Genomic DNA, 23,994 nt, shown 5'->3' with positions numbered 1-23,994 from the left:
CTTTCACAGATAGCTATCTTGCCTTAGACTACTTAGTCAACCCTGTACTGTCAAGGGTTTTTGACAGGCAAAATAAAACACGAGAAACTGCTTAGCACCAATCTTTTAATCGATTCAATAAATTGCACTGATGGACAACAATAAGCAACCGCAACTAAATCATGCCGATGCTTTTTTGCGTTGCATAAAATAAAAAGCAGCACCGCCACCCACCGCAACTAATAGCGCAATTTCCATTAATCCAAAACCACCACCGTGACTGCCATGTCCACCACCTTTTCCAACATTTAGTGGAATCTTTACTACCGTCTTAACATTGCCCACATCATCCTCTCTTTCCAACTGAATTGCATACTGGCCTTTCTCCTGGATATTAGCTGCGACCACAATAATTCCTGATCGATGCATTTCTGGAGGCATATATACGATGCCATGTTCAGTAACTCCGTGCCCCGCATGTTCATCATGATTCATGCCTTCATGATCCGAATCCGAATGATCTTCAACATCCGCTGATTTATGATCAGCAGCACTATTATGCTGTCCTTCACCATGTCCGTCATGCCCTTCTTTCACCAAGCGAACAGCCAAAAGCATTTGGCGCGCTTGTTGCGGCAACTCAACGGTCAAATTCACTTTACCAGTTTTAGGTAAATTTTCGCAGAATGAATGCATTGGCGGTATACCGCCCTCGGGCACCTCATAAGCGCTGAATGTTACTGGGAATTCACCCGTTTTAATCACACAGCCTCCCGCATCATGATGTCCTTCATGCGCCAACATCAACTGCGCGTGCACCGGCAATGCCAATAAAGAAGCTAAAATCACACCACAAAATTTTGTTGCCCAAATATTCCTAGAAACTGCCTTCATATTTTCTCCAAATTATATCTGCAAACCCAGTCTATTGATGTATGCCCAGTTATCTCAGCCAAACACAATGAATAAATTAAGCTCGGGATTGTATAACAAAAAAATTAGAATATTAATCGAAATTAAAATATTTGTAGAGTAAGTAATTATTGTTTGACAATAAGTATTTCTCAACAAATTCTTCTTCCACCCATTATCTATTTTACTGGCAGGTAGAATAAAGTAACACTTCTCAAAATGAATGAAATTTATGTAAAACTTACATGTTCGTTCAAAAGTATCGGCCATATACTGTGTTTCAGGCCAAAATTATAATAAAATATGCTCTTTATTAAGCCTCCATAATATTCATTCTGCTTTTCATTAAAAGGTCAATATGAAAAAAATTGTTCTCCTGCGCCACGGGGAAAGCACTTGGAATCAAGAAAATCGATTTACTGGTTGGACAGATGTTGATTTAACACCAAACGGCATTCAAGAGGCTCAAAATGCTGGACAGCTTTTACATGAGCATGGATTTACATTTGATATCGCCTATACATCAGTTCTCAAGCGTGCCGTTCGGACTTTGTGGATAGTACTGGATGAAATGGATCAGATGTGGATTCCGATAGAACATACGTGGCGATTAAATGAACGACATTACGGCGCACTCCAGGGCCTTAGTAAAACTGAAACAGCAGCTCAATATGGTGACGAGCAAGTTCTGATTTGGCGACGCAGCTATGATGTTAGACCACCCTCGCTAAGTATTGATGACCGGCGTTATGCCGGAACCGACCCACGCTATAAAAATTTGGCACGTGATGATATCCCTTTAACTGAGTGCCTTAAAGACACGGTTGCAAGATTTTTACCTTATTGGAACACAACTATTGCACCTCAGATCCAAGCTGGCAAAAGTGTAATTATTGTTGCACATGGAAATTCATTAAGAGCACTGGTTAAGTATCTAGATAATGTTTCCGACGTTGATATTCTCAATTGCAACATTCCTACCGGGATCCCGTTAATATATGAACTGGACGATAATTTAAAACCAATTCAGAACTATTATCTTGGCAACACGGCCGATATTCAGGAAGCAATGAAAATTGTAGCTAATCAAGGAAAGTCAGCTGTTTAAATATAGCCATCCGTTTATTCTGGTATATACATAATAAATAATGCATTAATTCAAATAAATCATACCATTCTGGAAACTAATACGTCTAATTTGATTCATCCGCAATGTGCTCATTCAGTGCTGTTAGTATGCGTGTTGACTTTTATTTGTCCGCCTTCAGCATTCTCAAGCAATCAAGAAAATCTCAAATTGTTACGTGAGCGCATCCAATTACTCCAAAAAGATTTAGCCAGTAAAGAATCATTAAAACAAGATACAACGAATATATTGCGTAAAACTGAGCAAGCAATCAATAATATCTCCCGCAAATTAACCAAACTTGTTACCGATGACCAACAAGCTGTTGAAGAATACAAACAATTACAAACTCGGCATCATATAATTAGCAAGGAAATTAAAACCGAGCAAAGTCGACTAGAAAAATTAATTTACCAGCAATACATCGGAGGGCAACACAATTATTTACACTTACTGCTGAATCAACATGACCCTAATCAAACTGCTCGGAACATCTATTATTACCAACAATTCGTACTTGCTCGTTCAGATAGCATTACAAATCTTAAAAAAAATCAACACGAAATTCTGACGCTCACTGAGCTAAGCCGTCATAAAAAAGCGGAGATTACTGCCATCCAAACCCAATATCACAATGAACGCAATAAGCTTGAGCAAGAAAGAAACAAACAGAAAAGCATACTATCACAGGTGTCTGGTAACATTACCCAAAAGCAACAAGAGCTTAACAAGCTTAAGGATGACGAAAAACGCATCACTCATTTAGTTAATGAGATTAATAAATTCCTTATTCAGGAAAAATCCAGCAGCGGTTCTCGAATTAACAATAAGCTCCCAGATGCCTCTACAACAAACACTCCATTTCCATCGCTCAAAGGTAAATTAAATTTACCTGTACGTGGGAAACTTGTTAATACTTTTGGCGGTCAACGTTCAGGTAAGCATATAACGTGGAAAGGTCTGTTTATACAGGCGCCTAAAGGTAGCGACGTTAAAGCCATTTCAGGTGGTAGAGTTGTATTTGCTGACGGGTTGCGAGGTTTTGGTAATTTGATAATTTTGGATCATGGAAACAACTATATGAGCCTTTATGGTAATAATACAACACTCCATAAACAAGTAGGTGACATGATTCGCGGCGGCGATACAATAGCTACCGTAGGAAATAGCGGTGGTGATGCAGATTCAGGTTTATACTTTGAACTTCGTCACAGGGGTAAGCCTTTTGATCCTTTGACTTGGATCAAAATAGAATGAATGCGGCAAGCCATTTACATAAATTCGATCAGTGCGGAGATAGCATCATGAGTAATACAATCAAAAAATCAGGCCTAATTCTAATTGGGGTAATCGCTGGAGTGATGCTCAGTTTGAATTTCTCCGCCATTGCCAAAAAAGAAAACATCGAAGCTATTCATCCACTACCGATCGAAGAATTACGTACCTTCGCTCAGGTCTTTGGCCGCATCAAAAGCGACTACGTCGAATCCGTAGAAGATAAAAAACTGATAACTGAAGCCATCAATGGCATGCTTGTTGGTCTGGATCCTCATTCTGCTTATCTTGATAAAGACGAATATAAGGAACTACAAATAGGAACACAAGGTGAGTTCGGTGGACTAGGCATTCAGGTAACGATGGAAGACGGTGTAGTAAAAGTGATTTCGCCCATCGAAGACACCCCAGCATTTCGTGCGGGTATTCAAACGGGCGATTTGATCGTTAAATTGGATGACACGGTTGTAAAAGGCATGACACTTAATGATGCGATCAAGCTCATGCGCGGAAAACCCAAAACCTCGATAAAAATTACGATATTACGAGAAGGTGAGTCAGAACCACTGGTTTTTAATTTAGTACGTGACATCATAAAAATTCAGAGCGTCAAATCGAAAATGCTCGAACCCGGCTACGCCTATATTCGAATCACGCAATTTCAAGAACAAACTGGCGAGAATCTAGCACAAGCGATCAGAACTCTATTTGGTGAAAACAAGAAAGAAATGAAAGGTTTAATATTGGATTTGCGCAACGATCCAGGTGGATTACTCAATGGAGCGGTTGCAGTCTCAGCGGCCTTTCTACCGGAAAATGCGCTGGTTGTTTACACAGAAGGCCGTAGTCCTGACGCAAAAATGAAATTACATGCCAACCCGGAATTTTATTTGCGCGGACCTGATAAGGATTATTTAAGGGGCTTACCTTCCGAAGTAAAAACTGTACCCATGATTACGCTGGTCAATGGCGGCTCCGCTTCAGCATCTGAAATTGTTGCAGGTGCCTTACAGGATCATAAACGCTCTGTCGTTATGGGATCACAAACATTTGGCAAAGGATCGGTACAAACAATACTGCCGTTAGGAAACAATACCGCGATTAAACTAACAACCGCGCGTTACTACACGCCCAATGGCCAATCTATACAAGCACAGGGTATTACGCCTGACATTCTGGATGAAGCTGACAACGGTGATGATCAACGCCTGCGTGAATCAGATTTGAATCGCCATTTGTCCAATGGCAAGAAAACCGAAAAGAAAGCAACTTCTGAAACAAAGAAAACAGAATCAAAACCTGCCGGTGGCAAGAAAGATAAAAAGAACAAAGATGAAAAAGATAATACTCCTATCGAATTCGGCTCGGAAGAAGACCAACTGTTAAAGCAAGCCATGAATTACTTTAAAGGTATCACCTTACCTTCTCCAAAAAAGAACGATGAAAGTGAGAGCTGATTAAGAGTTGATAAAGGCTTGTGAATGACCATCAACTCCTTCGATACAGCCGCCATATCCTGCTTCCGCAAATTGACATTGCGGGGCAGGAAAAGCTTAATCACTCACGCGCATTAATTGTTGGGGCAGGTGGCTTAGGTTCTCCTGTCGCGCTTTATCTTGCCGCCAGCGGAGTAGGTAATCTGACCATTTGTGACGGCGATCAAGTTGATCTGACTAACTTGCAGCGACAAATTATGCATGACAGCCAATCAATCGGCCTTGCAAAAGTTCTCTCAGCCAAGCAATCACTGGCCAGAATCAACCCGGAAATCAATGTCATTACAATTCATGAGCAAGTAGGGCCAGAGAAATTACTACAGCTCACAACAGAAGTTGATGTCGTGATTGATGCCAGTGACAATTTCAATACGCGATATGATATTAATCAGGCCTGTATCGCCAATAAAAAACCCCTCATCTCTGGAGCCGCAGTGCATTTTAACGGTCAGATCAGCGTGTTCGATCTGCGTCATGACGACAGCCCTTGCTATCACTGCCTATACCCAAACATCGGAAGTGGAGAAGATATGCCCTGCGCTATCATGGGCGTTTTCTCACCTATCGTAGGTATAATCGGCTCAATGCAAGCTGCAGAAGCATTAAAAATCCTGTTGAATATTGGAGCAAGTCTCAGTGGACGCTTACTATTACTCGACGGCCTCACGATGAATTGGCATTACATCCATCTACTTAAAGATCCGGCGTGCCCGGTATGTCGCGTACCAGTTTTAACAGAAAACCCAATCAGGCAATGAATTTTCTCGATTCAAAGAATTTCTGACGGCAACAGAGTCAATCGCTGAACCTCCCAGTCTGCCAGGGGATCACGCTCAAATTCACTTTTGACAAACTGACACCAGCGACCAATCACAAAGCACAATAATAAATTAGCTCGTGCCGTAACATTCATATTCTTATTTATCTGTCCCTCAGAAGCAGCAAACCGTAGCGCCTGCTTTAAAGTGGCTTCCAATCTGTCGTGCAACTGATTAACGCGCAATTGCAAATGCTCGTTTTCATTGATCAAGACGTCGTTCACCAAAATCCGCGTCATACCCGGATTCTTACGTGAGAATCCTAACAATAACAGCAATAAGTTTTCAATCTTTTGGATAGCAGAATGATCTTCTTGCAAAATCTTATTAATCAGCACAAACAGTGTCTTTTCGATAAATTCTATCAACGCTTCGAACATTTGCGATTTATTAGGAAAACAGCGATATACGGATGATTGAGAGATTCCCAGTTTATTGGCCAATGCTGCAGTCGTTATCTTGAGTCTCTGCGGATGTTCCAACATCCCCGCCAGCGCTTGCAGGATTTGATCCTTCTTTTCACTTATTTTTTCTGATGCAGATGAATGTTCCAATGAGATAACCGCAAAGAGAAAACAAAGTCGGGAATATAGCAAAATACTGGATCGGTGTGATAATTATTCCAATGTAGCAAGGCTTCTTGCCGATTGACATACCGTTAGATGCTTTGCAAACGGCCTAGCTCCGCTTGCGGATTTCGGACATGGGTGCTGAAATAAACTGAGTTAGGCGATTTCTTTTGGATATGCCGACGGTTGTAGCAGAGCTGCATTGACAATATCAGCGACCGACTGCCGGGTACTAATATGTTCTGTCAATAATGGAGTCCATGTAGTGTAGTTAAGCGGCCGCTAGATTTGCATAGTGAATCGCCCCGGATTTTCCGGAGACTGTTTGGTTTGAGTCAAGCTGCATCAGCTGACTCCTTTAATTGGCGATAATATTCCATTTCAAACTCTGCTGGTGGAATATTTCCAATCGGCTCCAGTAATCGATGATTATTGAACCAGTCCACCCATTCCAAAGTAGCAAATTCCACATCATCAATATTGCACCAGAGGCCACGATGCCTTATGACCTCAGTCTTGTATAATCCGTTAATTGTTAACGCCAGCGCATTGTCATAAGAATCTACGACACTGCCAACAGAAGCTTCAATATTAGCTTCTGCCAGGCGTTCCGTGTAGCAAATCGACAAACACCACCATCATTTCGGTCGGCGGTCGAGCTCCGCCTGCGCAAAATATGCCGATGCCTTACGTAATATCTCGTTGGCTCGCTTTAATTCCCGATTCTCCCGTTCCAATGCCTTGAGTCGCTCACGATCCGCAGTCAACATGCCGCCCCGAATTCCCTGATCAGTCTCTGCTCGTCTTACCCATATGAGCAATGTCTTCGCTGTACAGCCAATCTTTGATGCGATCGATTTGATCGCCGACCATTGCGATTCATACTCCTTTTGGCGTTCAAATACCAATCTTACCGCTCGTTCCTGTACTTCCGGTGAATAACTGATTTGATTCTTCATCTCTTCTTCCTCTCAAATCATTTTATCTCCAGAAAATCCGGGGCGATTCAGTCCTTTATATTTTCTATTATTTGAACGTGGAATTCTCTTTACTATTTTCAATAGAAATATAACAATTCATTATCTAGATTTTCATACTTTCAATATCAGGAGATATAAGATGTTTAAGCGCTCTCTTTCCGCTCAAAGAATTTGGCATCTAAAGTATCTTCCAGCTATCCTGGTCTTGTTTCTTTCCTTCACAATTGCCGCTCCAGCAGTAGCAGCAGGGTCACAGGCGCATCTGAAAGGCAGATTCGGCCTGCTGCACGACTGGCCTGTGATACCGATCGCAATGATGCTGATGCCGGATGGGCGAGTAATTGCTTACGGAACCGATACTGTGGGCACACAGATTGGCAATCTGCTCTATGTTATCTGGGATCCATCACTCGGCATTGGGGCCAATGCGTTTGAGACATTACCTAACACAACTCTTACCGACATTTACTGCGCTGGTCAGGCGCATCTTCCAGATGGCCGGGGTCTTTTCTTTGGTGGTGACGCTTTTTTGAACACGAAGAGACAGTATGCTCACAATAATGTAAATATTTTTGACTCGTCTACCGATACCCTGACACACCTTCCCCAGAATATGACGTTTAAACGTTGGTACGCGACTGCAGTGACGTTGCCCAATGGTGAGCATGTCGTGATGGGGGGCCGTAACAGCAGGGATTTTCCAGGAACACCCACCATACCTGCTACGGTAGCAACTTACTCACCGACGCCAGAAGTGCGTGCGAAAAATGGTCGTTGGCGTACGCTTAATTCAGCAACCAGTAATGCTGCTTACGGAGCACTGGGCGGCACTGGAGAAGCCTGGTTTTATCCCAGGGCTTGGGTAAACCCACAAGGCAAGTTGTTTATTCTCGGACACGACGGCGCAATGTACAAGCTCAATACATCAGGCACCGGCACGCTCTCAAAGTATCTATCAACCATAACACCGGGTATTAACAGCTTGCCAAGCATAATGTACGCCCCTGGCCGCATACTATCCGTTCGCGACAATCGCACAGCGCTTGTTGTCAACATCAATGGTAATGGTGAACCTGTCGTGACTTCGGGCGGCACTCTGGCAAAAAATCGTCAATACAGCAATGCGACAGTACTTGCCAATGGTTCCGTCTGGGTCAATGGCGGATCATCAACCGGCAACGATTTAGCAGGTGCAGCACTGGACTCTGAACTTTGGAATCCCAACACAAAAATATGGAAATCGACAGCAAGAGCGGCCACCCCTCGCTTGTATCATTCAACTTCACTGCTTCTTCCGGATGCAAGCGTGATTACTGGAGGCGGCGGCACGCCCGGCCCTTTAACTCAGCTTAATGGTGAAATTTACTACCCACCTTACCTATTTAAAAAAGATGGGAGCGGTCAATTCTCTCCTCGACCGGTCATTGTGGATGCCCCAACAACCATGTTGGGCTGGAATGAGCAATTTTCTATCGAAGCTACTGAAAATATTTCCAGAATCACGTTGGTACGCATTGGTGCTACTACGCATGCATTCAATAATGAAACCCGTTTCTTTAACCTGCCGACCGCGCAAAAAGGCAATCCTATCGTAACAGTAAAAACCCCTGCCTCAGCCAATGCAGCTCCTCCGGGCTTCTATATGCTTTTCGTATGGAATCTTGACGGAATACCATCAGTGGCTAGAATCATACAAATTGGCTGAATTGCCAATTCGCGGTGAAACACCCCCGCTATCGGGTACTTCGCCGCTTGGTGCGGCGAAGTACCTTATTGAGCGTTCGCCAATTCAGCCCGGATTTTCTGTAGCTTAGGGTCATCCGGCAACACAGACTCCGCTCTTTGCAAATAAAGCTTAGCCGCACCGAGTTTACCTTCAGTCTTTGATTTTTCAATAAACTGAATATACCGATCCACCATCCGCTGTAATCCTGCAAGCGCTTCTGCGTTATTGGATTCCATCGTCAGCACCATCTGGTAGTATTTATAGGCATTGTCTCTTGCAGGTGTGGTGAAGCGCTCTGCTTTCATGGCTTTTTCAGCAGCCACCAAATGTTTCTTAATTAAACCTGCATCCATTGGTTTTACCGGCGAGTTCTGCTGCGTGGATTGAGGCGACGATGCATCATCTGCCGCCGCTAATGGCTGAGCGTTATCGGATACCGGTTTGGTAGCTTCTCTAGCATTACGTGCCGGTTCAACAATCGCTAAACTCTCTGGGAAAGGTATGCCTTCTGCTGGTTGATTCTCGGCCTCATTCAATACTTCTTGCGCAGTCTTGGATATTTTGTCTGAACTGGATTCTGGGTTTGCTTCAGTTGCAACCGAAGCAACGGATGAGTCTTCTTTTGTCTCTGGAGTGCCAGTAACTTTGCCTGGATTGCGTTGAAATAAGGGCTCAGTGGCAACAATACCTGATCCGTCATCCGATGATCCCGCAGGATTTTCGTCGAACCACAAGCCAACTGCTACCAGAGCAACGATACCGGCCATGACACCCATCAACAGCTTGTTATTAGCAGCCGAACGGCTATGCGCAACTGGCTCTGTAGCCATCTGTTTTGCGGCTGAAGTTTTCGTTCCACTGGCATGCTCTGATTTCAGCAGCGCCAAAATCTCCTCTGCCGATTGCGGCCTATCCTGATATTCTGGCCGCAACATCCACTGAACCGCTTGCAATAATTCGGCACTATAGGCAATGTCCGGAGACCCGGAAAGATCGCTCATTGGATCGGATTCCCCCCGGCCTAAGATCGTTTTCCTGGTCTGTGCTGCAACAGGTGACTGATGTGTCATGCAAGCATAGAGGATTGCACCCAATGCATAGAAATCGGTTGCAGGTCCTGGTTTATTGTCGATTTCATATTGCTCCGCAGGCGCATAACCGATGGCTAATTCCTCAGCGAACCGTGAAGTGCGCGCAGCGATCGCCAATCGTGCTGCAGTAAAATTGATCAGTAATGGTTCGCCATCTTTACCGATAAGAATCACCGCCGGCTGAATACCGCCGTGCACGATTTTGTGTTCGTGTATTTTCTGCAAGGCACTCAGAACCGATACTAATATGAATTTTAATTCGGTCTCTGCCAAGGATGCTCGTGCCTCTAATAGCTTGGAGAGCGGCATACCTTCCTGGGTGCCCATAATCAGATAAGCCGTTCCATTCAATGAGAGAATATTTTCTGTTACAGCAATATTAGGATGCTCAATCTGAGTCAGAATCTCGGCCTGATCCAGAAATGCCTTTAATCCATAATCAAACTTTTCTTTATCCGTTAAAAATTTAGGTTCAACACCAAGACCATCCATCGCGCGTATGGCGAAATCGTGAGGAAAATATTCGCGTATTTTCACCCGTTCTTTAAGATGATGATTCCAGGCACGATAAGTGATATCAAATGAACCGACTTTTGCAACGCCCTTGATTTCATAGACGCCAATTTGAGTGCCCTCAGGCAGAATTTGATCGTGTATTTGTGTCATGATAGGTATTATCCCTGTTACTAATATCAGTTAGGTGTCAAATTTTTATTATGTGTTATGTGCACCTTAAAACTGCAATGTTAACAATAAATGTTTTCGATGAAAGTTAGTTTTTCAACAGCCTGCTAAACGGCAATCATATATTGAGCCGACATAAGCATTATGACACCAATGGAATAGAATCACTTTAGAGTTTCCAAAAAGATGGCTTGCCAAGTTTAATGACGTATTAGTAAACTTTAGGTTAATTCAGAAAAGCCTGAGGGATGCTAAAAACACAGTTTGCTGATTTGCTAAGGACTTATGGCAACTCATCGAATATTATTAATATCTGCCAACCCAGAGTCACAATAATCATGGACCAGAATAAAAAAATAAAAGTACTATTTGTCTGCATGGGCAATATTTGCCGGTCCCCAACCGCGGACGCCGTATTCCGGCATATCGTCAATACCGCCGGCATGGGTCACATGATAGAAGTGGATTCCGCGGGCACGCATGCCTACCACATTGGCAACCCGCCGGATCATCGCGCACAGCATACGGCATTACAGCGTGGATACAAAATGGACGAATTACGCGCTCGTGCGGTGCAATCGAGTGATTTTGAGGAATTCGACTACATACTTGCCATGGACAACGAAAACCTCGCATTATTGCGGCAGCGCAGTCCTCAACATCATCACGGCAAGATCCAATTATTCATGCAATATGGCGAGAACACCCCTGCGACTATCGAAGTGCCTGACCCTTATTTCGGAGGGCAGCAAGGATTTGAACAAGTGCTGGATATGGTCGAAGAAGCCAGCCGTGGTCTGCTGGTGCATCTGCGCAATCACAAAATATAGCAAGGACAAATTTCAATGAAAACAAGCGCTGCAATAGCCTGGAAAGCCGGTCAGCCCTTAACGATCGAACAAGTCGATTTGGCAGGCCCGAAATCCGGTGAAGTACTGATCGAAATCAAAGCCACCGGCATTTGTCATACCGATTATTACACACTATCCGGCGCTGATCCCGAAGGTCTTTTCCCGACCATCCTGGGTCATGAAGGTGCCGGTGTAGTGGTGGATGTCGGGCCCAACGTAAAATCGTTGCGTAAAGGTGATCATGTCATTCCACTCTACACCCCGGAATGCCGCGAATGTAAATTTTGCCTTTCCCAAAAAACCAACTTGTGCCAGGCGATTCGCAGCACCCAAGGTCGCGGCCTGATGCCGGACAGCACCTCGCGTTTCTCAATCGATGGAAAACCGCTATTCCACTACATGGGCACATCGACGTTCTCCAATTACACCGTGGTACCGGAAATCGCGCTGGCAAAAATCCGCGAAGACGCTCCTTTCGATAAGGTGTGCTATATCGGCTGCGGCGTCACGACCGGACTCGGTGCGGTGATCTACACCGCCAAAGTCGAGGCCGGCGCGAACGTGGCCGTGTTCGGTCTAGGCGGCATCGGTTTGAATGTGATTCAGGGCGCGCGCATGGTCGGCGCCGACAAAATCATCGGCATCGATATCAATCCGGGACGCGAAGCGATGGCGCGCAAATTCGGCATGACGCGTTTCATCAACCCGAACGATGTACCGAATATCGTCGATGCCGTGGTGCAACTGACCGACGGCGGCGCGGATTACAGCTTTGAGTGCATCGGCAACACCAAAATCATGCGCCAAGCACTGGAATGCACGCACAAAGGCTGGGGACGCAGCATCATCATCGGCGTGGCCGAGGCCGGTGCCGAAATCAGCACGCGCCCCTTCCAACTCGTCACCGGTCGCAAATGGGAAGGCTCCGCCTTCGGTGGCGCGCGCGGACGCACCGATGTACCCAAAATTGTGGATTGGTATATGGAAGGCAAAATCGATATCGATTCGCTGATCACCCACACCCTGCCGCTGGACAAGATCAATGACGGCTTTGACTTGATGAAAAGCGGTGAATCGATTCGCTCCGTGGTGATTTACTGATCATGACATCACTCGAAACTCGTAACCAGCACGGCTGCTTTGATGGCATCCAGAGCTACTATCAACATTCGTCGGAAACTATCGGTTTGCCGATGCGCTTTTCGGTGTATCAACCGCCGCAGGCAAAAATTCAACGCGTTCCGGTACTATTTTTTCTCGCCGGACTCACCTGTACCGAAGAAACCTTCATGATCAAAGCCGGTGCGCAGCGTTACGCAGCGGAGTACGGCCTGATGCTGGTATCGATGGACACTAGCCCGCGCCAGACCGGCATTACCGGTGAAACCGACGGCTGGGATTTTGGCGCAGGCGCGGGATTTTATTTGGACGCAACGCAACCGCCGTGGTCGAAGTATTACCGCATGGAAAGTTACATTACCCGGGAACTACGCCAGATCATTATCGATCACTTCCCCGCAGATCCGAGTCGCGCCGGTATTTTCGGTCATTCGATGGGCGGCCACGGCGCATTGATGTTGGCGCTGCGTTATCCCGAGTTGTTTCGCTCGGTATCCGCATTCGCGCCAATTTGCGCACCGATGCAATGCCCGTGGGGGCAAAAAGCATTCCGCAATTACCTGGGTGAAGATCAACAAAGCTGGCGTCAGTACGATGCCACCGCGCTGATCCAGGATGGTCGCCGTATTCCAGATTTATTGATCGATCAGGGTTTGGACGATCAGTTTCTGGCGCAACAACTGTACCCGGAAAACCTGGAAAAAGCGTGCCGCGAAGCAGATCAAAAGCTGACGCTGCGTTTTCATAACGGGTACGATCACAGCTATTACTTTATCAGCACATTTATCGACGATCATTTGAAATATCATCGCGATGCGTTGTTATGATCATAAGTAATGTCAACACTTCATTTTTTGCTCTTATTTTTCTTGATTCGAGACCCCATTTTCTTGCCATTTTTTATGAAGAGATTTTGAATTATAAGGAATTTAGAATGAGAGTTAGTGTAGAAATTGGTGATTATCGCGAACCAGAAAATAACAAACCACAAGAAGTTGAAATCTACTGCGATAAAGAAGGATTGGAATATTTAATTAAAGAATTATCCAAATTAAAAAATAATGGCGATCACGCTCATTTTATGACCCCTTCGTGGGGAATGAATGATTTGAGTAAAAATAAGTTTGTAGCTAAAAATGACCTTGTACATCATTTAAAGCTAACATTAATCGAGTAATTCGCTAAGTAATGAACTCTGCCTCCAGTTAGAGGAACGATAGGGTCAGGTGCATAACTAAGAATTTCTTGTTTTTGCGAAGAATCACTCTGCGAGACCGAGAAAATTTTGCAGCACGCCAATGGGGTCAAGTCTATAACTAAGAATTTTTTGTTTTTGCAAACAGTCTCAATAGGATCATCGATTTGGTTGAGACTGTCTCCTTTGCGGGTGCGGCGGGTGACATCAAATTCAGAGAAATTCATGAACACCAATTCAATTGCATGATTTAAAATGGGATTATATCACCTCACTCTTCTCAATGAGACTTTGTCCGTGCAAAGGTTTCTAGATGCTAGTGTATTTCCTATGGCCGCACTCATAATTTTGGTTCTTACCCGGTAACAATCGAAGGAATTCTGATTCAAGGTGTTTGGCTTTGAGGCCTGGTACCGATTGCGGTTGTCAGGAAATGGCGCGAAATGCAACGTTTTACCATGGCAATCATCTGGCTTTCCTCCATGCCTGTCACCTCCTGATAGAGCGCTGGGGCGATCGACACAAAAATACGTAATAACTGTGGATCAAAATGACTGCCGCTATCACGTTCAAGTTCGGCAAGAGCGTCATGCACCGTCCATGATTCCTTATACGGGCGTTTGGAGGTCAGCGCGTCGAACACGTCAACAATGGCGAATATTCGCGCATTCAACGGAATCGCTTCGCCCTCGAGTCCTTTCGGGTAGCCGCTGCCATCGTATTTTTCGTGATGAAAATGAGCCACATCACAAGCACCACTGAGCCAACTGGATTGTTTTAATATATCCACGCCCAGCGTGACATGCGTTTTCATGATCTCAAATTCCTGTGGGGTCAGCTTTCCCGGCTTTAGCAGAATCGGGTCGCGAATGCCGATCTTGCCGACATCGTGCAAGAAAGCGCCCGTGATCAGATTGAGGATATTTTCATGACGCAGTCCGACCGCCTCTCCCAGCCGGAGGGCATAAAAGGTAACGCGGTAATTATGGCTGTTGGTATCGGAATCGCGCTCCGCGATGGCGCAGCCCATCACATTCATCAACTCCAGATTTCCAGTTAAAAGATCAGTGGAAAGTTTAGTCAATTCCCGATTGAGTGTCAGTACAATCGGATACATCAAAAGGGTAGTAAAAGTGATGCTAAGGGCAATCAGTAACAGTGTGTGCAACAGTTCATCCTTGATCGAATCCTGAGTTTCCTGATCAATCTGGTAGATGCCCTCGAAATAACCGATTAATGCATGCTGCGGCCCTTTTATCGGGACCAGCATAAGCAGCAACAGCTTGCCCTGAGTGAAATGAAATTCCTGAAAAAAGTCACCACGCTGGGGGAATTGATGGCGGTGGCTATTGATCCATTGCTCAGTTGTCTCTTGTCCCTGACGGACTGCTTCGATCTTTAGCTGCTTATTGACATCATAGAGCTCAACCACGAGAAAATTGCGCTTAACCAATTGTTGCGCCAGATTGGTCAGGTGCTGATAAGTCGATCCATCCAGCTGTTCTAAATCAGAAGGGATTTCACCGCTGAGTACGCCAGATTCCTTTAACGCAAGCGCATGAACGAATTGCTGGAAGCGCGAAATTTCAAGCCATAGAACGATGCTTCCAATCGTGAGACTGAGAAAAAGCCATCCCAGAAACAAACGAAGCAGGATTTTTCGATGAACAAACTGACTGGTGGCAAGTGCCTCTTGTGAATCAGCTTTAACATCAATTACACTTGGAGCGGTGGGTTTTGCTTCAGTCATATTCTGATTTCCTCGCTAGAAATCACATCGACATTTGATGGCAGATGAGCAATGTATCAAGTCGTGCGATAAAAGTACACTACTCAATATTTTTAGATGCACATGATTCTACGTGACCCGCAAGGAACGTCCAAGCATCGCTTGTGGTATGATTTTCGATCATAGCTGGAGGATTGAGATGCGCGCTGTTTTTTTGGATTTTGGTTCTGTAACTCGCGGCGATATGGATTGCGCGGCGCTGGAGCGAGCAGTATCACCGTGGCAGTATTATCATGACTCTTCCGAACAGGAGGTGCAGGAAAGAATCCGCACGGCCGAGGTGATCGTCAGCAACAAGGTGTTTATCGACCGCGCAGCAATCGTTGCGGCGAAACATCTGAAACTCATCTGCGTGGCGGCAACCGGGTATAACAATGTCGATTTCGCAGCTGCTGGTGAATGCAATATTCCGGTGTGTAATGTGCGTGGTTATGCTACGCCCTCAGTAGTGCAGCACGTGTTTATGCTGATGCTGAATCTGGCGCGCCATTTTGTGGATTATCAGGAGCTGATGGAACGCGGCGGCTGGCAAGCGAGCCAATTTTTCTGTCCATTGGATTTTGATATTCAGGAGTTATCCGGAAAAACATTGGGAATCATCGGTTTTGGTGAATTGGGTAAAGCGGTGGCTAACGTGGCGCACGCATTCGGGATGCAGGTGCTGATCGCGGAGCATAAAGGCAAACCGCCACGCTCTGGCAGAACCGCGTTTGACGACGTGTTGCGGCGGGTGGATTTTGTTACGCTGCATTGCCCATTGTCGCGGGAAACGCAACACCTGATCAGCCGCAGAGAATTGGATCTACTGAAACCTTCTGCGTATCTGATCAATACCGCGCGCGGTGGTTTGGTCAATGAAGTCGATTTATTGCAGAGCTTATCCAATGGCCGGATTGCCGGTGCTGCGATCGATGTGATCCAGGAAGAGCCGCCGAACAAGGATAATCTGATACTGCGGCAGCAACCGGGCAACCTGATTGTTACGCCGCATATCGCCTGGGCTAGTCGGGAATCTAGACAGCGTTTGCTGGATCAATTGGCAGGCAATATCGAGAATTTTTTCCAGGATAAGCCTTTTAATCAAGTAGCTGGTTCAGATAGCAAAGTGATATAGCGAAAAATCAAAAGAACATGAAATCTAGCAAAGTTTAATCCGCGAATTCAAATTGCTGGTAGCGATTTTTAATTATTCTGCGCATAATAAACATCGGGTTATTTAAGGCTATGTAACAATTAACTGTTGATTTTTACAGTACTCTGATGACAAATGACTTTTTAATTACCATGAAACGACATAACCAATTGTTTACAAAAAAATCATGTGATTCTATAAGTCATTCTCAATAATCAGCTGTGACATAGCCTTATTTAAATAGTAATAGTAAACTTTCAGGAACGACTATGAACCATTAGCTACTAAGGAAAGTGATTACATTACACAATGCGTATTTGCGATAACAAGCAAAGAAAATCTAAGATATTTTTACTTGAAAGGGGAAGCGAATGAAAATACTAAAATGGTTGAAACAAATTGCTCTGGCGGTTGGTTTCGTAGTGACGCTAGGTGGAGTGAGTCATGCAGGTGCATCAGGATCAGTTTTCATAAAAACCCTTGGTCCGCTCGATTCCTTTACGGTAGATATTGCGAGTTCTAACAGGACCGATGGTATGATCCAGAGCCTGCGGTTTGATTTGTCGGGCACGCAGTGTGGTAACACGGGATGCGTACTCGGAGAACCGTTGGTGTTTAGTGTCTTGCAAGATTCTGGTTTCGCTCATGATCCCGCTGGTGATGGGGTTTCATCTCCGTTTGGCGTGCATAATGCGCTGCATTTCGGTTTTAACTTCACCGGTTATGATCCGCTCGATAAATTTCAGTTTTTGTGGGATCCCGACGTTGCGAGTAACAGTGACTATGCCGCGATAGTATCCGATCTGATCGGAATGGTGATTAGAGCATCCGTCATTTTTCCCGATAATTCAACTCTGATCTATTCTGGGACCATGGCGGTAGTGGGTTCCGATGTTGCAGTCAATCTCCTTCCTGTTCCAGAGCCGAGAGTTTATGCCATGCTGGCTGTTGGACTGGGTTTACTTGGTTTCATCAGATACCGCCGTAAGATCGCCTAATTGATCAGGTACAGGTTAATAAAACTATCTGCATTGTTGCCGCGGAAACATTCTTCAACAGCCTATTTAAGCAGTAGGTTATCTTGAGAAGTCGGCGCTCCATTACACGGCTTTTAGAGCAAAGAAGGCTGAAATGATTGCCGGTCATTGGTTGTTCCTCATCCCTGTTATAGTTACTCTGTGTGTCATTTGGAATTAATACATGTATCCGCCACCAAGTGGTACAAAATATGGAGTTATTAGAATGCAGCACTGGATTTTTCTTTCAATCGCGATTATCAGTGAAGTGATTGCAACCTCATTTCTTAAGGCATCCGAAGGATTTACTCGCTTGTGGCCGTCGCTCGTAGTGATTGTGGGCTATGTGCTAGCCTTTTATTTGCTTTCGTTGACACTCAAAACCATTCAGGTCGGGGTGGCTTATGCTATTTGGTCCGGCGCAGGATTGGTATTGATTGCGCTGAGCGGTTGGATCTTTTTCGGGCAGTCGTTGGATATCCCTGCTGTGATTGGCTTAGTGCTAATCGTTGCAGGGATTGTGGTGATTAACATGTTTTCGCAGACTGTTTCACTTTAACAGACTGTTGAAAAACTAACTGCATTGCCGCTGCAGTGTTAAAAACAGGTTCAAAATTTTCATTTATTAGGCATAAACTGCGCTTTTCACCTGTTTTTCCTCGCATCAGCTGCTTCGAAAACATTTTTCAACAGCCCGTTAAACTGAATAAATCAAGTCAGTCTAATCTCCGGGTTATTCTTTCCAAGAAAAAATAACCCCCGCCAGTGGCGGCAGCGTAATTGCCATTGAATTGGCAAATCCCATCCAGGGGATCGATATACTGTCAATATTACCTAAGTTGCCGACATTGCTGCCACCGTAATAAGTGGAGTCGCTATTAAAGATTTCTTGATAAGCGCCGGCAGCTGGTACACCGATGCGATAGCCGGTGCGTGGTACCGGAGTAAAATTGAGAATGATCAACACAAATGTTCCGTCGATGGCGCGCCGCAAATAAGCGATTATCGATTGATCGGCATCTTGGCAGTCGATCCAGTGAAAACCTTCGGCAGTAAAGTCAAGTTGATGTAAAGCCGGGGTATTTTGATAACAATGATTCAAATCGCGCACAGCAGCTTGCACCCCGGCATGTGGTTGTTGCTCCAGTAAATACCAGTCAAGTTCGTGACTCACGCGCCATTCGCGTTGCTGTGCGAATTCATTGCCCATGAAATTGAGTTTTTTTCCTGGACAAGTCATTTGATAGACCAGTAACAAGCGCACATTGGCAAATTTTTGCCAGGAATCTCCGGGCATTTTGTTCCAAAGTGAACCCTTGCCGTGCACCACTTCATCATGCGAAAAAGGCAACACAAAATTTTCGGTATACGCATAGAGCTGGCTGAAAGTCAGCTGTTCGTGATGATAGCGCCGGTGAATCGGATTTTGCTGTATATAAGAAAGCGTATCGTGCATCCAACCCATGTTCCATTTCATCGAGAAACCCAAACCGCCGACATAGGTAGGGCGCGACACACCCGGCCAAGCAGTGGATTCTTCCGCCAGTGTGAGTGCGCCAGGAAATTCTCCGTGCACCATGATATTCAGCTCGCGAATAAAATCAATCGCCTCCAGATTTTCTCGCCCACCATATTTGTTTGGCAACCATTCGCCATCCTTGCGTGAATAGTCGAGATAGAGCATCGAAGCCACCGCATCGACGCGCAGTCCATCCAAATGAAATTCGGATAGCCAATAATGAGCGCTGGACAGAAGAAAGGATTTCACTTCATTGCGGCCATAGTTGAAGATATAGGTGCCCCAATCCTGATGAAACCCCAGGCGTGGATCCTCGTGTTCATACAAGGCGGTGCCGTCAAAACGCGCCAGCGCAAAAGTATCCTGAGGAAAATGCGCGGGTACCCAATCCAGAATCACGCCGATTCCCGCCTGATGACAGGTATCCACGAAAAACCGGAAATCATCCGGCGAGCCAAAGCGGCTGGTGACGGCAAAATATCCCGTCGTTTGGTAACCCCAGGACTCATCCAACGGATGTTCCGAGACGGGCATCAACTCGATATGGGTATAACCCATCTCCGCCACGTAAGGCAATAGATGCGTTGCCAGTTCCCGATAGGTATAGAAGTGTCCGTCCGGATGCCGTTTCCATGATCCGGCGTGAATTTCAAGAATATTCAGCGGCGCATGCAGCCAATCCCAATCGGATCTACGTGACATCCAAGTAGTATCTTGCCAATGATAGGCCTTATGCACGGGGATCAACGCGGCCGTGTTGGGGCGCAACTCGTATTGCTGGGCAAAGGGATCCGTCTTGACAAGAATTTCACCGCTATCGCGATTGCGAATTTCAAATTTGTAATGAATGCCGGAAGGTAATTCCGGAATAAACAATTCCCATACACCGCTGGCGTGATGCACTTTCATCGGATGCATTCGGCCATCCCAGCGATTAAAATCTCCTACGACGCTGACGCGCTCTGCATTTGGTGCCCATACTGCGAAGCGCATTCCATCAACACCGGCATTCTTGGTCGACTGGGCCCCCAGCATGCGATATGCCTGCCATAACTTACCTTGATTGAATAAATACAAATCATGATCAGAAATTTGTGGCATAAAAGCATAGGGATCGTATGCTTCATAGACGGCATGCTTTGAGTCTTTCCCTTCAATGCGCAAGCGGTACGGCATGGTCGGCATCGATTCGCCGCGCCATTCGAAAACTCCTTCAGGATGAGCGCATTGCATCGGCTCATAGCCGATGGATGTTTTGATCCATACCTGTGCATCAAAGGCACGAAATACGCGCACTAAAACTTGATTATGTTCTCTATGTAATCCTAAATATGCATAAGGATCATGGAGCTTTGCGTTGAGCAGTGCATGTAGCAGATAATTGGGTTTGCTCGTGGTCATCACCTTTAATATGGAGTTAGCAGATGCGGCTTGGATTATAACCTGTCTATTCTTTGACAAAAGGCAATTAAATTCGAAGCAGTCTGTAAGAAAGTGCCATAATACGATAACATATTCACATAGAGGCAAAAGGGCTATTAATTGCTATGGATAAAAATGAACCTGTACATGCAAATGAATCCCAGACGAAATACAGTACCAGCAGCCGTTTTCGTAGCAACATCACACATGAAACACTGGCATTGATACTAGCGGGTGGGCGGGGTAGCCGTTTACATCAATTGACCGACTGGCGCGCTAAACCGGCGATGCCTTTTGGTGGAAAATTTCGCATCATTGACTTTCCTCTGTCCAATTGTGTTAACTCAGGTTTTCGGCGTATAGGTGTAGTGACCCAGTATAAAGCACAGAGCCTGATTCGCCATATTCAACATGGCTGGAGTTTTCTCGATGGACGTTTTAAGGAGTTTGTCGAGCTACTTCCGGCGCAGCAGCGAACTGCCGATGGAACATGGTACCAAGGGACAGCCGATGCGATATTTCAGAATATCGATATTTTACTGCGCCACGATGCGAAATATGTATTGATTCTGGGTGGGGACCACATTTATAAAATGGATTACAGTAAGCTGCTGGCTGAACATATCGAGAAATCTGCGGATATGACGGTGGCTTGTCTCGAAATTCCACAGCAAGAAGCCAGTGCTTTTGGTGTGATGGGCGTCAATGACCAATGGCAAGTAACCAGTTTTATTGAAAAACCGGCTCAGCCCGTGTCGATACCCGGCCAACCTGAGAAAGCGTTGGTAAGTATGGGCATATATATATTTAATGCCGATTTTCTCTATGAACAATTAATTCGCGATCATCAAGATCATGATTCATCGCATGACTTTGGTAAAGATTTGATTCCGTATTTGGTGCCTCGTTATCGCGTCTTTGCGCATCGATTCATGAATAGCTGCGTTAATATGGCATCCGGAATACCGTATTGGCGTGATGTTGGAACAGTGGATGCATACTGGGAAGCCAATGTTGACCTGATTTCCGTCACGCCGGAGCTTAATCTGTACGATGATGACTGGCCCATCTGGACACACCAGGAACAATTGCCTCCGGCAAAATTTATTTTTGATGATAATGACCGACGTGGCCAGGCATTGGACTCATCCGTATCCGGTGGATGTATTATCAGCGGTGCTACCGTTCGTCGTTCCTTGCTGTTCTCCAACGTGAAAGTCAATAGCTTCAGTCATGTAGAGGATTCGGTCATACTTCCCAATGTGGAAATTGGTCGCCATGCACAACTACGGCGTGTTGTGGTGGAAAAGAAATGCGTGATTCCTGAAGGATTAACCGTTGGATTTGATCCTGAGCAGGACCGCAAGCGGTTCTATGTTACCGAAAAAGGCATTACGTTAATTACACCAGAAATGCTAGGGCAGGAAATACATAATGTATGTTAACAAAGATTGAATAAACATTTCAAATAACGCTGAGCGGCACATAGTGCCAAGCATATTCGTTTTTATGCCAGAAACTTAACTGACTCAGTAAGAGTCTGTAATTATTAACCTAATAAATATTATTTTTTATAATGAAGCAAATAAATCTTGTCTTGTTATGGCATATGCATCAACCGGACTATCGGGATTATGTGACTAATCAATTTGTATTGCCTTGGGTGTATCTGCATGCCATTAAGGACTATACCGATATGGCTTATCATTTGGAATCGCATCCAAAAACCAAGGCAGTTGTCAATTTTGTGCCGGTACTGTTGGATCAGCTGGAAGATTTCACACAACAATTCTCTACCAAGCAAGTACACTGTCCTTTGTTACGCCTGCTAGCAACACCTGAGCTCGAAAACATTACGATGCAGGATCGACTGTATTTATTTGACAGTTGCTTTCTCAGCAATCATGAGAACATGTTGCAACCGTACCCAGCTTATAAGCGCTTGCATGAACTTTATCAAGTTTTCAACAAAGTAAGTGAGCGTGAGTTAAAGTATTTTTCGGGGCAATATCTGGCTGACTTAGTGGTTTGGTATCACTTGGCGTGGATGGGAGAAAGTGTACGACGAAACAACGAGTTTGTGATGAAATTGATGGCTAAAAATCAGGAGTTTAACCATGAGGATAGACTACAGCTCTTTACTTTAATTGGAGAATTAATTGCGGACCTGATTCCACGCTATCGCAAGCTTGCTGAGTCTGGTCAGATTGAATTATCCACCACGCCTCATTATCATCCGCTCGCGCCGCTTCTGATTGATTTTACTTCTGCTCAAGATAGTCAACCTGATGTCACCCTACCCGTGCATAACATCTATCCAGGTGGGCGTAGCCGTGTAGCATTCCATTTGTCGTCTGCAGTCACCAGTCACACACAGCGTTTCAATGAAAAGCCTGTCGGTGCCTGGCCTGCTGAAGGCGCTTTATCAGCCGCATTAATAAAGATCCTGGCAGAACAAGGTTGTCAGTGGAGTGCTAGTGGGGAAGGTGTGCTGGTCAATAGCTTACGTGCATCATATCCTGATAAACCACTTTCGGATCGAAATCACTATTTATATCATCCTTACCGGATAGATGGAGAATCAAAAGACGTCATTTGTTTTTTCCGCGATGATCAATTATCTGACTTAATCGGTTTTGAATATTCCAAATGGTTTGGTCGTGATGCAGCTGAAAATTTTGTGCAATCTTTGGATCACATCTATCACAACACATCAGCTCAGGAAAATCCGATTATCAGTGTTATTCTGGATGGTGAGAATGCCTGGGAATCATATCCCTATAACGGTTTCTATTTTCTTGATGATCTTTATCATTTGCTTGATGATCATCCGTATATCCGCACCACAACTTATCGAGATTATCTTGCACACGCTGAGACCAATACGATTGAAACTTTGCCTACGCTAGCAGCGGGTAGCTGGGTATATGGAACATTCTCTACTTGGATTGGCGATAACGAAAAAAACTGCGCATGGGACATGCTCTGTGCGGCTAAACATAGTTTTGATCTGGTGATGCAAAGCGACCGGTTGACTGAGGAAGAAAAAACTCAAGCCAGTCGGCAATTGGCGTCTTGTGAGAGTTCAGATTGGTTTTGGTGGTTTGGTGATTACAACCCGGCACATTCGGTAGCAAGCTTCGATCAATTATTCAGGAAAAATCTGATAAACCTATATCATTTGCTTAAACTACCGACACCTCCAGCAATACTTGAGCCCGTTAGTAAAGGTAATGAATACACCGAAACGAGCGGAGCGATGCGGCGATCCTCGTCAAACGGAGATTAATTCAAA

At 45.1% G+C, this 23,994-nt stretch carries 19 protein-coding genes, 1 pseudogene and 1 other annotated feature; of the genes and pseudogenes, 14 read left to right on the top strand and 6 right to left on the bottom strand.

What is annotated here, in order from left to right:
- Positions 1-159: 159 nt before the first annotated feature.
- Positions 160-873 carry a hypothetical protein gene (locus tag QZV86_RS01760; RefSeq protein ID WP_295623560.1) on the bottom strand — a complete coding sequence of 238 codons (714 nt, stop codon included), beginning with the start codon at positions 871-873 and terminating at the stop codon, positions 160-162.
- Between the two features lie 376 nt (positions 874-1,249).
- On the opposite strand from QZV86_RS01760, the gene gpmA reads away from it, so the two are divergent.
- The 4 genes from gpmA to moeB all read left to right on the top strand — a co-directional run bounded on the left by gpmA (position 1,250) and on the right by moeB (position 5,546).
- On the top strand, positions 1,250-1,999 hold the full coding sequence (gpmA, locus tag QZV86_RS01755; protein ID WP_295623559.1) for a 2,3-diphosphoglycerate-dependent phosphoglycerate mutase: 750 nt from the start codon (positions 1,250-1,252) through the stop codon (positions 1,997-1,999).
- A gap of 132 nt (positions 2,000-2,131) precedes the next feature.
- Positions 2,132-3,274, top strand: coding sequence for a peptidoglycan DD-metalloendopeptidase family protein (locus QZV86_RS01750; protein ID WP_295623558.1), 1,143 nt, complete (start codon positions 2,132-2,134; stop codon positions 3,272-3,274).
- A 47-nt stretch (positions 3,275-3,321) separates the two neighbouring features.
- Entirely contained in the window at positions 3,322-4,749 is a 1,428-nt protein-coding gene (locus QZV86_RS01745) for a S41 family peptidase (RefSeq protein ID WP_295623557.1), read from the top strand.
- Positions 4,750-4,769: 20 nt separating this feature from the next.
- The gene (gene moeB / locus QZV86_RS01740) at positions 4,770-5,546 is read left to right on the top strand and encodes a molybdopterin-synthase adenylyltransferase MoeB (protein WP_295623556.1); all 777 of its coding nucleotides are present in this window, start codon (positions 4,770-4,772) and stop codon (positions 5,544-5,546) included.
- An 11-nt stretch (positions 5,547-5,557) separates the two neighbouring features.
- Here the strand turns inward: moeB and slmA are convergent, their stop codons facing one another.
- Both slmA and QZV86_RS01730 read right to left on the bottom strand, forming a co-directional pair.
- A complete protein-coding gene (slmA, locus tag QZV86_RS01735) occupies positions 5,558-6,160 on the bottom strand; it encodes a nucleoid occlusion factor SlmA (RefSeq protein ID WP_295623555.1) in 603 nt (200 codons plus the stop codon).
- Between the two features lie 350 nt (positions 6,161-6,510).
- Positions 6,511-7,134: pseudogene (locus QZV86_RS01730) on the bottom strand (transposase).
- Positions 6,747-6,856, bottom strand: a sequence feature (AL1L pseudoknot). (Overlaps the previous pseudogene by 110 nt.)
- Positions 7,135-7,294: 160 nt before the next feature.
- Here QZV86_RS01730 and QZV86_RS01725 point away from each other — a divergent pair.
- On the top strand, positions 7,295-8,860 hold the full coding sequence (locus QZV86_RS01725; protein WP_295623554.1) for a galactose oxidase-like domain-containing protein: 1,566 nt from the start codon (positions 7,295-7,297) through the stop codon (positions 8,858-8,860).
- A gap of 65 nt (positions 8,861-8,925) precedes the next feature.
- Here the strand turns inward: QZV86_RS01725 and QZV86_RS01720 are convergent, their stop codons facing one another.
- Positions 8,926-10,638 (bottom strand): serine/threonine-protein kinase, encoded by a 1,713-nt coding sequence (locus tag QZV86_RS01720; RefSeq protein WP_295623553.1) that lies wholly within the window; start codon positions 10,636-10,638, stop codon positions 8,926-8,928.
- Positions 10,639-10,994: 356 nt separating this feature from the next.
- On the opposite strand from QZV86_RS01720, the gene QZV86_RS01715 reads away from it, so the two are divergent.
- The 4 genes from QZV86_RS01715 (at position 10,995) to QZV86_RS01700 (ending at position 13,803) form a co-directional block, all read left to right on the top strand.
- Complete coding sequence (locus QZV86_RS01715) at positions 10,995-11,486, top strand: low molecular weight protein-tyrosine-phosphatase (RefSeq protein WP_295623552.1); 492 nt, start codon at positions 10,995-10,997, stop codon at positions 11,484-11,486.
- Positions 11,487-11,501: 15 nt separating this feature from the next.
- Complete coding sequence (locus QZV86_RS01710) at positions 11,502-12,608, top strand: S-(hydroxymethyl)glutathione dehydrogenase/class III alcohol dehydrogenase (protein ID WP_295623551.1); 1,107 nt, start codon at positions 11,502-11,504, stop codon at positions 12,606-12,608.
- Positions 12,609-12,610: 2 nt separating this feature from the next.
- Positions 12,611-13,453, top strand: a complete 843-nt coding sequence (gene fghA / locus QZV86_RS01705; protein WP_295623550.1) for an S-formylglutathione hydrolase — start codon at positions 12,611-12,613, stop codon at positions 13,451-13,453.
- A 107-nt stretch (positions 13,454-13,560) separates the two neighbouring features.
- Entirely contained in the window at positions 13,561-13,803 is a 243-nt protein-coding gene (locus QZV86_RS01700) for an Imm32 family immunity protein (protein WP_295623549.1), read from the top strand.
- Positions 13,804-14,206: 403 nt separating this feature from the next.
- On the opposite strand, the gene QZV86_RS01695 is transcribed toward QZV86_RS01700, so the two are convergent.
- Entirely contained in the window at positions 14,207-15,571 is a 1,365-nt protein-coding gene (locus QZV86_RS01695) for an HD-GYP domain-containing protein (protein ID WP_295623548.1), read from the bottom strand.
- Positions 15,572-15,749: 178 nt separating this feature from the next.
- Between QZV86_RS01695 and QZV86_RS01690 the strand changes: the two genes are divergently transcribed.
- From QZV86_RS01690 to QZV86_RS01680, 3 genes are all read left to right on the top strand, one after another.
- Positions 15,750-16,724 (top strand): 2-hydroxyacid dehydrogenase, encoded by a 975-nt coding sequence (locus tag QZV86_RS01690; RefSeq protein ID WP_295623547.1) that lies wholly within the window; start codon positions 15,750-15,752, stop codon positions 16,722-16,724.
- 389 nt (positions 16,725-17,113) lie between these two features.
- Positions 17,114-17,740, top strand: a complete 627-nt coding sequence (locus QZV86_RS01685) for a PEP-CTERM sorting domain-containing protein (RefSeq protein WP_295623546.1) — start codon at positions 17,114-17,116, stop codon at positions 17,738-17,740.
- A 244-nt stretch (positions 17,741-17,984) separates the two neighbouring features.
- Positions 17,985-18,317 (top strand): SMR family transporter, encoded by a 333-nt coding sequence (locus QZV86_RS01680; protein ID WP_295623545.1) that lies wholly within the window; start codon positions 17,985-17,987, stop codon positions 18,315-18,317.
- A 174-nt stretch (positions 18,318-18,491) separates the two neighbouring features.
- Here the strand turns inward: QZV86_RS01680 and glgB are convergent, their stop codons facing one another.
- Positions 18,492-20,678 (bottom strand): 1,4-alpha-glucan branching protein GlgB, encoded by a 2,187-nt coding sequence (gene glgB / locus QZV86_RS01675; protein WP_295623544.1) that lies wholly within the window; start codon positions 20,676-20,678, stop codon positions 18,492-18,494.
- A 146-nt stretch (positions 20,679-20,824) separates the two neighbouring features.
- On the opposite strand from glgB, the gene glgC reads away from it, so the two are divergent.
- Both glgC and QZV86_RS01665 read left to right on the top strand, forming a co-directional pair.
- Positions 20,825-22,144, top strand: a complete 1,320-nt coding sequence (gene glgC / locus QZV86_RS01670) for a glucose-1-phosphate adenylyltransferase (protein WP_295623543.1) — start codon at positions 20,825-20,827, stop codon at positions 22,142-22,144.
- A gap of 131 nt (positions 22,145-22,275) precedes the next feature.
- Positions 22,276-23,988 (top strand): glycoside hydrolase family 57 protein, encoded by a 1,713-nt coding sequence (locus tag QZV86_RS01665; RefSeq protein WP_295623542.1) that lies wholly within the window; start codon positions 22,276-22,278, stop codon positions 23,986-23,988.
- The last annotated feature ends 6 nt before the right edge of the window (positions 23,989-23,994 follow it).

This window comes from uncultured Nitrosomonas sp., from assembly GCF_902826915.1.
Lineage (GTDB): Bacteria > Pseudomonadota > Gammaproteobacteria > Burkholderiales > Nitrosomonadaceae > Nitrosomonas.
The sequence above is the reverse complement of the archived record's forward strand: the minus strand, read 5'-3'. Positions and strand labels throughout refer to the sequence as shown.